At 44.5% G+C, this 14536-nt stretch carries 12 protein-coding genes (1 of these 12 running past the window's edge); 2 read left to right on the plus strand and 10 right to left on the minus strand.

The features are described 5' to 3' along the window. Positions 1-1019, plus strand: partial view of a putative permease gene (gene ybaR / locus BSU_01580; RefSeq protein ID NP_388039.1) — the 3' portion only. The gene continues 418 nt to the left of window position 1, outside the view; only the last 1019 of its 1437 coding nucleotides appear in the window; the start codon falls outside the window, past its left edge; it ends in the stop codon at positions 1017-1019. Between the two features lie 145 nt (positions 1020-1164). Further along, on the plus strand, positions 1165-2085 hold the full coding sequence (gene ybaS, locus BSU_01590) for a putative sodium dependent transporter (RefSeq protein ID NP_388040.2): 921 nt from the start codon (positions 1165-1167) through the stop codon (positions 2083-2085). A 9-nt stretch (positions 2086-2094) separates the two neighbouring features. On the opposite strand, the gene eesA is transcribed toward ybaS, so the two are convergent. The 10 genes from eesA to murR all read right to left on the minus strand — a co-directional run bounded on the left by eesA (position 2095) and on the right by murR (position 14534). Then, positions 2095-2847 (minus strand): iron-chelator (enterobactin family) esterase, encoded by a 753-nt coding sequence (eesA, locus tag BSU_01600; RefSeq protein ID NP_388041.2) that lies wholly within the window; start codon positions 2845-2847, stop codon positions 2095-2097. Next, positions 2844-3854: an iron-uptake protein gene (gene feuC, locus BSU_01610; RefSeq protein NP_388042.2), complete on the minus strand. Its 1011-nt coding sequence runs from the start codon at positions 3852-3854 to the stop codon at positions 2844-2846. The genes eesA and feuC overlap by 4 nt, the downstream gene beginning before the upstream one ends. After that, complete coding sequence (gene feuB / locus BSU_01620) at positions 3847-4851, minus strand: ferri-bacillibactin permease (protein ID NP_388043.1); 1005 nt, start codon at positions 4849-4851, stop codon at positions 3847-3849. The genes feuC and feuB overlap by 8 nt, the downstream gene beginning before the upstream one ends. Before the next feature lie 18 nt (positions 4852-4869). Further along, positions 4870-5823: a ferri-bacillibactin-binding lipoprotein gene (feuA, locus tag BSU_01630; protein ID NP_388044.1), complete on the minus strand. Its 954-nt coding sequence runs from the start codon at positions 5821-5823 to the stop codon at positions 4870-4872. Between the two features lie 90 nt (positions 5824-5913). Beyond that, entirely contained in the window at positions 5914-7503 is a 1590-nt protein-coding gene (btr, locus tag BSU_01640; RefSeq protein NP_388045.1) for a transcriptional activator (AraC/XylS family) of synthesis and uptake of the siderophore bacillibactin, read from the minus strand. Between the two features lie 190 nt (positions 7504-7693). Further along, on the minus strand, positions 7694-8938 hold the full coding sequence (ybbC, locus tag BSU_01650; protein ID NP_388046.1) for a hypothetical protein: 1245 nt from the start codon (positions 8936-8938) through the stop codon (positions 7694-7696). Positions 8939-8951: 13 nt separating this feature from the next. Then, on the minus strand, positions 8952-10880 hold the full coding sequence (nagZ, locus tag BSU_01660) for an N-acetylglucosaminidase lipoprotein (RefSeq protein NP_388047.1): 1929 nt from the start codon (positions 10878-10880) through the stop codon (positions 8952-8954). 27 nt (positions 10881-10907) lie between these two features. Further along, on the minus strand, positions 10908-12233 hold the full coding sequence (gene amiE, locus BSU_01670) for an amidase hydrolyzing N-acetylmuramyl-L-Ala bond of MurNAc peptides (protein ID NP_388048.2): 1326 nt from the start codon (positions 12231-12233) through the stop codon (positions 10908-10910). A gap of 56 nt (positions 12234-12289) precedes the next feature. Further along, the gene (gene murP, locus BSU_01680) at positions 12290-13657 is read right to left on the minus strand and encodes an N-acetylmuramic acid PTS permease-MurP subunit (RefSeq protein ID NP_388049.3); all 1368 of its coding nucleotides are present in this window, start codon (positions 13655-13657) and stop codon (positions 12290-12292) included. A gap of 25 nt (positions 13658-13682) precedes the next feature. After that, a complete protein-coding gene (murR, locus tag BSU_01690; RefSeq protein ID NP_388050.1) occupies positions 13683-14534 on the minus strand; it encodes a transcriptional regulator MurR-N-acetylmuramic acid in 852 nt (283 codons plus the stop codon). Between the last annotated feature and the right edge of the window lie 2 nt (positions 14535-14536).

The following is a 14536-nucleotide window of genomic DNA, read 5'->3' on the forward strand; positions in this document are numbered from 1 at the left end:
AGTTTGAAGGTGCTTCTTGGAGCATGTATGCGATGCTTGCCGGGTCGTTGGTTATTATTTATGTGCTGCCAAGGTTTACGACTGCTGTTCCGTCTCCGCTTGTGGCGATTATTGTGATGACAATTATTGCGGTCACTTTCCATGTGGATGTGCGGACGGTTGGTGATATGGGCAATATTTCTAGTTCATTGCCTCATTTCTTAATCCCTGATGTTCCGTTTACCTTTGAAACACTGCAAATTATTTTTCCTTATTCAATTGCTTTAGCGTTTGTCGGGTTGCTTGAATCTTTGCTGACAGCACAGATTATTGATGAAATGACGGATACGGATAGTGATAAAAATAAAGAGAGCCGCGGACAGGGAATTGCGAATATCGTGACTGGATTCTTTGGCGGAATGGCAGGCTGCGCTATGATCGGACAATCTGTCATTAATACAAAAGCGGGCGGTCGCGGACGTTTGTCAGCATTTGTTGCCGGTGCTTTTCTGATGTTTTTAATTGCGGTGTTAAGTCATGTCGTGGTGAAAATCCCAATGGCGGCGTTAGTAGCTGTAATGGTTATGGTGTCTGTCGGCACTTTTGATTGGTCTTCTTTAAAAGGTCTCAAAAAAGCGCCGCTCACGGACTCGATTGTCATGGTTGTGACTGTGGTTACGGTTGTTGTGACGGATGACTTATCTAAGGGTGTATTTGTCGGTGTTCTTTTAAGTGCCGTGTTCTTTGTAGCAAAAATCTCGAAGCTGAAAATCGTTTCTCATGCAGAGGATCAAAAGCTTAGAACGTATCAAGTGAAGGGGCAAATCTTTTTTGCGTCAGTGACTGATCTTACGAATGCGTTTATATATCAAGAGGATATTGAGCGGGTTGTGATTGACTTAACTGAAGCTCACGTATGGGACGATTCTGGTGCGGCCGCACTTGATAAGATTGTTGCGAAGTTTAAGGAACAAGGCATTGAAGCTGAGTTAAAAGGTTTGAATAAAGCGAGTAAATCTCTAATGAAACAGATGGCATAAAATAGAGAAGCCCAGATGAATGAGATCTGGGCTTTTTTATATAACATACACTTAAGCAGCATTGATATAATAGAGAGAAGAGAAATTTTAAATAGGGGACTTGCATATGATGCTTCAGAAGCTGAACCGTGTATTGGGGAGAGTGATGCCGCTGTTAACGCCGACTAGTGTGGTGCTGGGCGTGCTGCTGTCTCAGTTTTTAAATGGGTATGAATGGGCTGTGCCTTGGATCTTTGCTTTTATTACGTTTGCAGGCAGTTTGAGCGCGAACTTTCAATCTTTGAGACATGCATTGTCTCATCCTCTCCCTATGATTCTTGCACTATTCGTTCTTCATATTTTCATGCCGCTTTTTGCTTGGGGCAGCGGCCATCTTATATTTAAAGGTGATCCTTTGACGATTACCGGTTTAACATTGGCTGTTGTGATTCCTACGGGGATTACAAGCTTGATTTGGGCAGCGATGTACAAAGGGAATGTCGGTTTGACACTTTCGATTATTTTAGTTGATACTGTGCTGTCACCGCTAATCGTACCGCTGAGTCTTTCATTGCTGGCCGGCGCTCAGGTTCACATGGATGTGTGGGGAATGATGAAAGGTCTGATTGTAATGGTCGTGATTCCTTCTTTTTTGGGCATGCTGTTTAATCAGATGTCATCTCCAGAAAGAACTGCGTTTGTGAGCAGTGCGCTGTCGCCTTTTTCAAAGCTTTGCTTGATGGCAGTGATTGCGATTAACAGTTCAGCGATTGCTCCTTATTTCAAATCCATTGATTTGAGATTTGCAGGAATAGCTGTAACGGTATTCTTTATCGCGTTAACAGGTTATGCCGCTGCTTGGCTGATCGGAAAAATGATGAAAAGGCGGCAAGAGGAAATAGTCTCTCTTATATTTACGGGAGGCATGAGGAATATTAGTGCCGGCGCAGTTCTTGCCGTTACGTTCTTCCCGTCTCAGGTTGCCGTTCCTGTTGTGATCGGCATGCTGTTTCAGCAGATATTGGCTGCTTTGTTTGGCTATATGCTGAATCGTTTTGAATTAAAACCAATGTTGCAGAAGGCATAAAAAAACCGCTCATAGGGTTGAGCGGTTTTTTCCGTATAGCCATTCGAGCGCGTTGATGAACTGTTTGCAGAAATACTTGTGGTGGTGCACCGCTCCTTTTTCAATTGAAAGACACAACTGGTCTTCAGTGAAGCCTTTTTCTTTTAGACTTTGATGAACTTGCTTTGTTTTTTTCAGCATATGTCGCTGAATGGATTGTTTTTCACGGCCTTCTTCACTCCCGATAGACATGAAAACACGTGCAGTGCCGGGCTTTAAAGAAGATATATGAATGGTTTCCGCTGCGTTCTCGTACCAGTATGAACCTGATATAGAGCCTATTTTCCCGAACATTGACGGATATTTTAATATGGCGAACATTGAGATGAGGCCGCCTAATGAGGCACCGATCATTCCTCTTGACTGCGGTTCCCTGGTGACGTTCCAGTTTTCTTCGATTAGCGGAATGAACTGGTTCGTTATATCAGACAGATAGTGATATCCCATTCCGCCGAAGTCCGTGAACCGATCACTGAGTGATGCAGCCGGCCATGGGGTGTATTCATCAAGCCGGTTTTCGGGTTCGATACCGATCAGCACGAGTTCAGGGAGCCTTTGCTGTTGAAAGGCGCTTTCTAGTAATTCGATTTGGTTTTGGAACAAAGAACTGCCATCCTGCACGTAAACAGCAGGAAATCCCCCGCTGTCTGTGCTGTAGGAAGGAGGGAGGTACAGCGTGAACCTCCTGTTGCCGGCTTTGTGTTCTGAAAGAGATCCTTTCAAGCATTCTCCCCCTTTTTTTGCTTGAAAAGCAGATATAAGAAATAAGGAACTCCGAGGATCGCCAAAATGATGCCTGCGGGCACTTCTGCGGGCTGAAAAAACAGTTTTCCGGCAAAGTCTGCGCTTATCACAAGAAGCATCCCGATTAAACCGCTCAGTGGCAGGATATAGCGATGTTCGACGCCAGCCAGTCTCCGTGAGATATGGGGAGCAATTAAGCCGACAAACGCCATACTTCCCGCTACGGAGACACAGGCGCTGATGATTGCTACACAGGCAACGAGAAGGATGGTTTTTTCTTTATTTGATGAAATACCGAGGCTTCTGACTGTGTCTTCATCAAAACGAATGGTGTCGAGCAGGCGGGATTTGCCGATAAGAATCGGTATAAACAGCAGCATCCATGGGAGTACAGCTGTAATATACGTCCAGTTGGCAGACCAGATGCTTCCGTTTTTCCACACCATGGCCATTTGATAGTCTTGCGGGTCCATTTTTAAAGATAAAAACAAAGACAGGGCGCTGAATCCTGAATTGATCGCAATCCCTACCAAAATAATTCTTCCTGAATCTAAATTGCCTCTGTGCCATGCAAATATGTAAATCAGGATCGCCGCGATGAGCCCGCCTATCAATCCAAAGAGCGGCATTCCCATCGCTGCAGCTATGGATGTCACTTCCTTCTGGCCTTGGAATAAGAGCATAAACGCTACAATGCCAGCTCCTGCCCCTGCGTTGATTCCGAGAATTCCAGGGTCAGCAAGCCCGTTTCTCGTGATGGCCTGGATAACAGCGCCTGCAATGCCAAGACCGAGTCCAATAATAGCAGCCATGACAACCCGCGGCAGTCTTAAATCGAACAGCAAAATTTCATACTGCGGATTCGGGTCGATTTGAAAAAGAGTGGAGAGCAGCTCAGCAGGACGAACAGAAAATGATCCGCTCGTTAAGCTGAAATAGCTGACAACAAGAATCAAAGCGATGAACAATGCATATTTTTTAGCCATTTTGCTCCCCTCCTTTTCGTTTAATTAAATAAAGGAAGAAAGGTACGCCGATAATGGATGTTACGACCTCAATCGGTGTTTCAAACGGATAGTTGATAAATCTGCTTGCGAGATCACACAGGGTTAAAAAGATTCCGCCCAAAATACAGGAACACGGAATCAGCCTGCTGTAATCAGAGCCGACGAGAAATCTCGTGATATGCGGAACAACCAACCCGACAAACGCAATTTTTCCGGCCAGCGCTACGGCACTGCCGGTTAGAATGATGACGGAAAGCATCGCCATGATTTTAATGGTTTTTTTCTTTTGCCCCAGGCTTTTAGAAATGTCGTCCCCTAATGATACAGCGGTTACCTTTTTGCTGAGAGAAATGGCCATTATAATGCCAATCAGGAAAAACGGAGCGGCAAGCTTCAGGAAATCTGGACTCATTTGATGAAGTCTGGCACTGTACCAGAAACTGAGATCCTGAGAAATTTGAAAATAAATCGACATGGCCGCTGATAAGCTGCTGAGCAGCATGCTTGTGACTGTGCCGATGATGGCGAGCTGCACGGGGGTAAATCCGTTTGGCATCATGGCGGCAAGGCCGAATACTAACACCGCTCCTAACGCTGAGCCGATAAAAGAGTATATCATCATTTCAATCGAAGATGATTGCGGGAGCAGAACCATGCAAAGCGTAATGATAAACGCTGAACCATCTGAAACACCCATAATGGATGGCGAAGCTAAATAATTGCGCGTAATGCCCTGCATAAGCGCTCCAGAAACAGCAAGGGCTGCCCCTATGAGCAGAGCGCCGGCAGCCCTTGGAATCCGGGAATGCCATATAATTTGATGGTCTGTGTTTCCCGGATCGAAATGAATAAGAGATGTAAAAACAATATCTGTGCTGAGATGCTTTGCCCCATAAAGGATTGAAAGCAAAAGTGACAGCGCTATAGCAAATGGAGAAGTAATCAATATGATACGTGTCCACTGTTTTGAATACATACAAAAACCTACTCTGAATTAGTTTTGTGTCAATTTTTCAGCAGCCGCTTTCAGGAAACGGACTTTGCTCCAAGCTGTGCCGCCTTGTGCGAGAGGGTCCACTGAGTTGACATACACATGGTCTTCTTTGACTGCTTTAAGGCTTTTCCAGATTGGATTTTTCTCTAAATCTTTTAAGGCATCAGGTTTGTCTGCATTTTCATCATCAGAAAATTGGACGAAAATATGGTCCGGGTTCATTTCACTTAATTTTTCTAATGAACTCAGCTCTTGCGCTTTTGCAGCCTTTACTTCGTTCGGCGCCTTAAGGCCTAAATCACCGTATAGTGTGGAGTTGAAATACACCTGTTCAGGGTAAATGTAAATGTTGCCTTGTCTGATTCTGATGACAAGCGCTTTTGAATCTTTCGCTTTATCGTTGATTTTTGTTTTTATTTCTTTTAGATCCTGTTCATAGTCTGCAATAATTTTCTTTGCTTTTTTCTCTTTTCCAGTCAGCTGGGCAAGAAGCATCATGTTTTCCTTCCAGTTTGAAGAGATATGAGAAACTGGGATCGTCGTGCCTGCTGTGCTGATTTTTTGCAGCGTTTTTTCCGGAAACTTTGTTGAAGCAAGGATAACATCTGGCTTCATTTCAAGAATCTTTTCAATATTTGGCTCCATTTTTTCTCCGGTTGGTTCGGCTTTATCAGTGATGTCTTTGAACATATCAGGGAATTTGCCGGAGAATGAAATTGCGCCTTGCGGATGAACGTCAAGCAATTTCGCGTCTTCCATTGATTCAACGCTTCCCGTAATGGCAATTTTGTCTGTCGGTACAGTTACTTCATATGTTTTATCAAGGTATTCAATTTTCTTCTTCTCAGATGCTGTGCCGCTTGCCTTGCTGGCAGTTGATTCATTTTTGCTGCCGCAAGCTGCCGCCGTCAGCGCGAGAAGTAAGATTAATAAGGTAAGAGATATCTTTTTCATCTATAGAGCCTCCTGTTCAATTGATAACTATTATCAATTGGAATTATAGAGAATGAACAGATATAACACCATGGACAAATTCCTGATTTATCATGGACAATCTCCGGATAGTAAAGAAACAGTTTGCTGAACGATGCGTTCGTGCCCGCAAGCTGAGTATTCATTCCACGGGTCAAGGGATAGAAGATAAACACGGTTATCTCGTACCGCGCTTAGGTTTTGCCATGCTTCTGTCTGCTGTAATTGCTGGTAGTAAGCTATGGTCTCCGGCTCTTTAAAAAGAAAAAGCATCATACAGTCAGCTTGGTAATTTGCGATATTTTCTAACGAAATCGCTTGTTCTGAAGGTGTGTCAGCCGTTGTTGCCGAGCTGAATCCTAAATCCCCAAAGAAAACTTCGCGGACACTTCGGTTATGAGCCAGATAGAAGTTTTGCTTATGCAGCCTCAAAAAGAGAAAACGCAGCCCTTGAACGTGCTGAAGTGTTTTTTTGGCGGCCGTTGTCTGCTGGTCATAATCCGCTAGCCACTTTTCTGCTTCGGACTCCTCCTTTAAAAATGAGGCAGTTTGCAGAAAGTGGGTTCTCCAGCTTTCTTCTGAAGGAAGGTACATGACTTCTGCGATGCGATTCAGGCGATCTTGTTCTTCTGGAGAAATAGAATCCATGCTGACAATCACATCTGGTTCTGCCTGTGATAACGTGTACAGGTTTTCTTCCCACTTTTCATTAAACCGGTATGCACTGAGCTGGACGGGTATATCTGTCGAATAATGCTGATAGTAGTAAGACGTCCATTTCGGATGCAGAGCGGCCGCAAAAGGTATGTGGTGAAGAGGGATGAGATGGCCCATTGTGCCCCTTCCGTATGCGGCGATTTTCTTTCGGCGTTTTTTCATATAGCTTGTAGGTGAACAGCCTGTATATTTTTTAAAGATTCTGCTGAAATAAAATTCATCTTGATAACCGGTTTGGTGTGCGATTTCTTTCAATTTGCAGTTTGATTTTGCCATGAGCCGTTTTGCCTTTGTGATTCGTGTTTTCGTAATAAATTCTGTTACGCTCTGTCCTGTCCATTTTTTAAAGCTTTCACTGTAGTGTTTGGCACTGATTCCTGCCATTTGCGACAGCTGGGCAAGCGTGATTTTTGTATCGGCATGGGTTTCGATATAGTGTTTTGTTTTTTCGATTGCTGAATGTGTATCCGTTTGATCAGATAAACTGGCAGTAAAAAGATCATAAATCAGGCTTTGTACTTCAATCACACATTTTAGCTGAGAAAGCTGAGACGATTCATTCCATAGTGCGGCAAGCTCTTGAAGCCGGACTGCAAGATTTTCGATATGTGAAACATTCATAAGCTTCAGTTTGGCTAATTCCGATTCTGTGCACGGTGTGAAAATATCTTGCCCGGTTTCCTTGATATAGCTTAGAAGCCTGATTATACAGGCATCTATATGTCCATCGGCTGCTGGCGTAAAGCCAAAGGTCTCGTTAGGCGGACAAACATAAAGTGTCTTTTTTTGCAGAGGATTGGTGTTTGTTCCGATCGAAATATAGCCGTTTCCTTTTAAATGAAAAATCAGCACGAATGAATCGGCTAATTGCTGTTCTGAGAAGAGATCACTTGTCTTTTTTAGATATTCAATTTGTACTGGTTGATAAATCACTGCATTTTGCACGAGTAGACCACCTTTTCAGAAGCTTTCAATTGATAATCATTTTCAATAAAAATTGTACCAAATAAATGAAAGTTTTCCTATATAAAGCGGGTGGGTTTTTAGCATGAAAAAAACCCTTACTTATGTGTAAAAGTAAGGGTCTTTCGTTCAATAAGAATATGTTACACGTGTAACATACGATGCTTATGTTCTAATAAATGAGATACTTTTTTCTTGTTTTGCTGAATTGTTGGAGTGTTTTTTCATAGCTGTTTATGATGTTCTCAACCGAAGTTCCATTTTCAATTTTTGTCCTGATCCAGCCGTTGCCTGCCAGTTTATCGAATGAACCTGTTGACAGGAACTCAAAATCCTCAGGATAGAGATCGTGTATGGTTTTAATGACTGAAAGACCCGTTTTAACGGCTTCAAACTTATCTCTGTCTGTCACATAGAGCTGCACACCGTGGCAAAGCGTTCCTTGATGTTTAGAAAACGTCGGTGTGAAGGATGCTGCCCTAAATGTAACGCCCGGCAAATGGAGGCTGTTTAATGTTTCTTCAAGTTCTGTGCTTTTGATAAAGGGAGCTCCGATCAATTCGAATGGCTTTGTTGTCCCTCGCCCTTCGGATATATTTGTTCCTTCAATCAGCCCGGTTGCAGGATAAACAAATGTGCTTTCCACCGTCGGCATGTTAGGCGAAGGGAGGACGAAAGGCAATCGGGTATCGTCAAAATCCATTTTTCGTTTCCAGTGTTTCATTTTTACCACTGTAAGATCGGCATCAATACTAAATTCTTTGTTGAACAGTGAAGCCAATTCGCCTATCGTCATCCCATGCTTCAATGGAATGGGATACAATCCGACAAATGAGGCGTATTCAGGTTCTAAGATTGGTCCTTCAATATGATTCCCGCCTTGAGGATTCGGACGGTCCAGCACCATAAATGGAATGCCGTTTTCTTTAGCGGCTTCCATTGCGTATGCCATTGTATAAATGTACGTGTAGAAACGGGTCCCGACATCCTGAATGTCAAACATTAGAATATCGACATTTTTAAGCATTTCTGGAGTCGGTTTTTTCGTTTTTCCGTAGAGGCTGTATACGGGAACCCCGGTTTTTTCGTCAATGTAAGAGCCTACTTCGTCTCCAGCCTGGGCGTCACCGCGGACGCCGTGTTCAGGGCCGAATAAAGCTGTCAGTTTGATATCCGGGTTCTCGTAAAGGATATCGACACTGCTTTTTAGAGATGTGTTTACTCCGGCTGGATTGGTGATCAGTCCGATGCGTTTTCCCTTGAGCTGTTTTTTATAGTCTGGCAAGAGCGTGTCTATCCCAGTCTGGACTTTAGGTTTTTTAGCTGTTTGATTCTTTGAATCGGGTGAAGCAGAGGCAGCGGTTATCGTTCCGAACATCATGAGCCCTGTCAGAAAAGCGAATATTGTTTTTCTCATGTGTCCCTCCTTATTAAAGCGGTCTTCCCGTTTTGATATTTAATCCGTAGCCAAGTGGGTAAAGGGTGTTCCCTGGTTTCGTGACTGACGGAATGTCAACTGGAAGTGTGCCTTTAGGTTTTGCCTGGCCGAATATCGCCATCACTCCGGCCGGAATATTAGGTTGAAGATAACGGCCATTTGCGTATCCTTTAAAGCCATAGACTGCAATCAGTGCTTTTGCTTCTTCGAAATTGGCTGCGTCATAGGGGTTGCGCAGGCTCATTAAGACAAATGGTTTGTTGTGCTGCAGTGCGGCTTTCATGACAGCTCTCGGAAACACGGTGGCCCATTTGCTTGAATCTGATATTGTGTCGTCGATGACACCGTCGTTGACGACAGGGTCATTTTTGACGACATAGGAGCCGGTAATGATATAATCAGCCTCTTTTACTTGTTTTTCATGCTCGGTCTTAAATACTTGGCTGGCAAAGTTCATTTTGCTGAGGGATACGGGTTTGATTTTCTTTCGCTTGATGAGATCGTGAATGGTTTGTTCGATTGAAGCAGTTTGTTCTTCGTAAGGTGCCACAATTAAGATTCGGCTGCCTTTTTTAGGCTTGAACGGCAAAGTGTGCTGTTCATTTTTTAATACAGTTACTGCTTTTTCAGCTAATTTTTTCTCTGCTTTCAGGTGCTGCTTGCTTCCTACGATTTTTTTGGCTTTGGCTATTTTTTCTTTTGTACTGTCGCTGTTTCGCGCTGGATACATGCCGCGTTTTATTTTCAGGGAAATGATTCTTTCAACTGAATTGTTGATTTGTTGTTCAGGAATATCCCCGTTTTTCACGGCTTCTTTCAAAGCTTGAATAACACGTGCGAATTTCTGTTCTTCTTTCAATGAAGTGACTGAGGCTGGCATTAATGCAATATCGACACCAGCTTTTACGGCCATGACCACAGCCTCTTCCTGTCCGAAATGATCTGCGATTGCCTTCATATTGAGCGCATCGGTAACGATGACCCCATTAAAGCCCATTTCCTGACGAAGAAGACCTGTCATCACTTTTTTTGAAAGTGTAGCTGGAACCAGAATGTCCGATCCATCGAGTTTGCTTTTGTAAGTGGTGTCATCAAAGGCGGGAAACTGAACATGGGCTGTCATCACCATATCAGCACCAGCATCAATTGCTTTTTGAAAAGGATAAAGCTCGACCTCACGAAGCCGTTCTTGGCCATGGGAAACGAGCGGCAGTCCATAATGGCTGTCAACGTCCGTGTCTCCATGTCCCGGGAAATGTTTGAGGGCAGACGCGATATCCTGCCGCTGCAACCCTTTCATCGTATATAAACCGAGGCGTGATGTCAGTTCTCGATTGGAGCTGAATGACCGTACGCCGATTACAGGATTATCAGGATTATTGTTAATGTCCACGACAGGGCTGAAATCTGTATTGATGCCTAAGGCAGAGAGCTCTTTTCCGATGATGCTGCCGGTCTGATACGCATTGATTCTGCTTCTGGCTGCGCCCAGCGCCATATTCCCTGGGAAATTAGTGCCCTCCCCTAACCTCGTTACAATGCCGCCTTCCTGATCAATACTCAGCATGAGCGGGATTTTTGGACTTGCCTTTTGGTAATCGTCTGTCAGTTGGACAGTTTGTTTTGTTGTTTTTACATTTTCTGCAAAAAGGATGATGCCTCCGAATTGATATTTCTTGACGAGGCTGGCGACTTCATCATTCATTTTTGTAAGGGCTTGCGGAGAGGACTCGCCTTCCTTTTGCCAATTTCTAAAATCAGGCATCAGCATCTGGCCGAGTTTTTCATCTAACGACATACGATTGACAATCTGATTGGCATCGATTGCACGTTTGGATGCAGAGGCTTCTGTCTGTCTGGCCCCGAAAAAGCATGAAAGAAAGAGAACGGCTGAAAGGATAAGCGGAAAGACAGGTCTCATAGAAACTTCCTCCTATCGTCTAATCATTCACTCCATCGCTTCATAAATCGCGGTTATGACACTTCCATAACTGCCTGTTGGAAATTGGTCACCTTCAAAGACGTTCGGATTTTCTTCCGGATCAATAACTGGTGTATGCTTTTTATTTGTTAACAATGCGATGCCTAAATTGTATGCTGGATCAATAATTGTAACTGTCCCCGTCCAGCCGGTATGCCCGTAAGCATTTTCGCTGGCATGAGGGCCAAACATCCATTCCATGCTTTTACTTCCGTTCCGCCTCCAGCCAAGAGCGAATGTCGGATCTGTTGCTGAAGGTGCTGTAAACAGGTCGGCTGTTTTCTGATCAAATAAAGAAATGTTTCGGTATGAACCTTTGTTTAACATGACTTGCAGCAGTATGGCCATATCATCTGCATTTGAGAACAATCCGGCATGCCCAGACACGCCGTCCATTGAGTAAAACGCTTTTTCGTCATGCACCTCTCCTTGCAGCGTGTTTGTGCGGATGTTAGGGAATTGAATAACGCCGTCACGTGTATTGCCCATGCGTTCAGTAGCTGCGAACTGTTTCGGTTTAAAGCCCTTTTGCAGCGGATTGTACAAGGTATGCTTCAGCCTGAGCGGTTTGTAGAGCTCTTGCTCCGTGTAGACATCAAGCGGTTTGCCGGTGAGTTTTTCGACAATACATCCGAGTAGCATATATCCAATGTCACTGTATACGTGTTTTGTCCCGGTTTGATAATCGAGCGGAATTTTCGTCAAATATTCAATCGTTTTGTCCCGTTCTTGGGAATAGTACTTGCCGGCTTTTTCCGGCGTGTAAAAGTAAAAGCTTGATGGGAGCCCTGATTGGTGCTGGAGGACATCAATGACACGTATCTTGTCTTTTCCTTTTATGAGGTCACCCGGCTGATCCTTGAAACCCGGCAAATATGCAGAAACTTTTTCATAGACGTCAAGTTTTCCTTGGCTGACTAAGCGCTGCAATGCAAAATTTGTTGCGTACATTTTTGTATTTGAGGCTAAGTCAAACATCGTGCGGGTTTTCATTTTGGCCGGACGGCGCAGCAGTTCTGATCCTTCGTACTTTTTACTGTAGCCGTATGCTGCTTTTTTTATGATGCGTCCATCCTTCACCACCACAAGAACGGCGCCTGGAAATCCTGCTGCAATATCCCGTTCTATCATCTGATCTACCTTCCTTAGCTTCTTCGTCGAGAATTGTGCAGTTTCTGCATTTATGATTTTCGGCTCAATCAAGTTGCCTGCTGTTTGTGCGAAGGTTTCATTTGGCGCAAATATCGATAGGGTTAAAATGGCACTGAATATGAACAGTGTCTTTGTTTTCACAGGCTAGCCCCTTTCTGTGCTTCTATCCCGTTTACTATCCCTAAAACAGAAACAATTTAATCGAACTGAGAAGCCATTTCATCTTTATATCCGAATGCATAGGTCAATAAAAAACCGGCCGCGTAGGAAATAAAGAGCCCAACGATATACAGGATGATTTGCGAAGGCAGGACTAGAAAAGATAGCGGCAGTCCGGAGACACCAATCGCAATGGTGGCTACTTGAAAATAAGCTTGAAAGGCGCCGCCGATTCCAGCTCCTAAACATGCTGTTAAAAACGGACGGCCAAGCGGCAGCGTGACTCCGAAAATAAGCGGTTCACCAATGCCGAGCAGTCCCGATGGAAGCCCGCCGGCGATTGCTTTCCTCAGTGTTGTTTTTTTCGTCTTCACGAAAACGGCAAAGGCCGCGCCTACCTGTCCTGCACCTCCCATAGCCAAAATAGGGAGCAGAGGATCATTGCCAATTGAATTGATCAGTTCCATGTGCACAGGCGTCAAGCCTTGATGCAGTCCGGTTACGACGAGAGGAAGGAAGGTTGCGCCCAGAATAAAGCCCGCAGCGATGCCGCCGATGTCCAGGATGGACAGTAGGCCGGATGTAATAGCATCAGAAATGAATCCGCCTAAAGGCATAAATACGACATACGTTACGATTCCGGTGATTAACAGTGAAACGGTGGGTGTGACAATGATATCAAGTGATTGAGGAATAAAACGGCGAATAAATTGTTCGGTGTAAGCAATGAATATGGCTGCGAAAAGGACGCCGATCAGACCTCCCCTGCCCGGGAGAAGCTCTTCTCCAAATAAACTGATTTTTGCGATCTCCGGATTGATAATCAAGATCCCGGCCAAAGCCCCAAGTGCGGGTGTCCCGCCAAATTCTTTCGAAGCGTTAATACCGACGAGAATGCCGAGATAAGTGAACAGCCCTGATCCGATGACTGTCAGGATAATCGCAATTTGTGAGTCTGCAGAGAGCCAGCCTGCTTGAATAATTGCTTTGGTAATCCCAGTAATTAAACCGGAAGCGACTAGAGCGGGAATAAGAGGGATAAAAATGCTGGCAATTTTACGTAAGAAAAGTTTAAAAGGAGTGGCATTTTTCCGATTGATATCGGCTTTCTTTTTGGCCGCTGCTTCTTTGACATCGGCACCTTCTTCTGCTGACACGAGCTTTGAGAAAGCAGCTGTAACATGATTGACAACTCCTGTGCCGAGGATAATTTGTAAGGTTTCAGCTTCAACGACCCCCAATACGCCGTCAAGCTTTCTTAAAGCCTGAGCATCCGCTTTGCTTTCATCGTAAGGCGTAATGCGCAGGCGTGTCATGCAATGCGTATATGAAGAAATATTGGATTTTCCTCCGCATAGCTCAAGGATTTTCTGTGCGAGATGATGGTAGTTATTTTCTTTGCTCATTAAAACCCCTCCCCTTCAAGATGCCTTATTTTATTCTCATAGATTGTATGGCTGCTCTCGTTTTATCTATATAACCGGTTGTCGTTTCATACTGCTCAGCCGCCATGCCTAAAAACAAAACATCAATTATAAAAAGCTGGGCGAGGCGGGAAGAAGTGGCTGCACTTCGAATCAAGGCTTCATTGGAATGGGCTGTATACAAAGGGACATCAGCCAGTGCGGAGACGGATGTCTGACTGAATTGTGTGAGGCTGATCGTTGTGATGCCTTTTTCCTTAGCCATGGCGAACAGTTCAACGATTTCCTGTGTCTCTCCTGAAAACGAAATGGCGAATACGATGTCGTCTTTATCTGCATTTGCGATTAAAGATGCCACAAGATGAGTGTCTGTAAACGCGGTTGCTTGTTTATGAATGCGAAGCCACTTTTGCTGGGCGTCCTTGGCGACAATGCCGGAAGCCCCGAGGCCGATAAAATGCACGGTATGAGCTTTGAGAAGCAGAGAAACCGCTCGTTCAAGCTCTTTGTAGTCCATCAGGTCTGAAGTATCCTGAATGGCTTGAATGGCATTGCCGGCCGTTTTTTCGGAAATGGAGGGCAGCGGCTCGTGGGGAACAATATCCCGGTAGCCCTGAAACGTAGGCTTTGCCAGATCGCCTGCTACTCTCATTTTTAAATCTTGAAATCCTTTTAAACCGAGTGATTTGCAGAGCCTGATGACGGCAGCGTCACTTGAATTGGCTAAGGCGCTGATTTCGTTGACCGTGCTTTCGATTGCTTTGTGGGGATGGGCTAGGATATAATCTGCAAGTTTGCGCTCGGATGGAGGGAGCTTATGCTTCATTGATTGGATGATCGCTAAACCGCCTGTGGCCATTC

Source organism: Bacillus subtilis subsp. subtilis str. 168, from assembly GCF_000009045.1.
Classification (GTDB): domain Bacteria; phylum Bacillota; class Bacilli; order Bacillales; family Bacillaceae; genus Bacillus; species Bacillus subtilis.